We start from the raw sequence: 583 nt of genomic DNA, 5'->3' as shown, positions 1-583 counted from the left end.
TACCAGATCAAAAGACCGATGCTCAAAAGGCAATTGATGATGAAGCAACTAAAGTCAAGGGTGAAATCGATGCCGATCCAACTCTAGATGATGCAGCTAAATCTGCACAAAAGAGTCAAGTTGACAAAGATGCCACTACTGCTAAGAACAATATCGCCCAAGCAACCAATGCTCAAGGTGTTAAAGATGCTAAGAACGCTGGTATTGCTAAGATCGATAGTGACCATGTCCCAGGCAGCGCTTCACTTCCAGATCAGAAGACTGATGCAATTAAGGCAATTGATGATGAAGCCACTAAGGTTAAGGGCCAAATCGATGGCGACCCAACCTTAGATGCAGCAACAAAGGCAGCACAAAAGGCGCAAGTTAATAAAGATGCAACAGATGCGAAGACAGCCATTAATAATGCAACTAATGCGCAAGGGGTCAAAGATGCCAAGAATGCTGGAATTATCAAGATTGATAGTGACTACATTCCAGGCAGCACTTCACTACCGGATCAGAAGAAAGATGCAATTAAGGCAATTAATGATGAAGCAACTAAGGTTAAGGGTCAAATTGATGGCGATCCAACCTTAGATGC

General features: G+C 43.1%; 1 protein-coding gene. It reads left to right on the top strand.

The features are described from left to right. On the top strand, positions 1–583 hold a 583-nt coding region (locus AC2JF7_RS09045), incomplete at both ends, for a DUF1542 domain-containing protein (RefSeq protein ID WP_500728361.1).

The organism is Lactobacillus sp. XV31L (assembly GCF_059900865.1).
The sequence above is the reverse complement of the archived record's forward strand: the minus strand, read 5'-3'. Positions and strand labels throughout refer to the sequence as shown.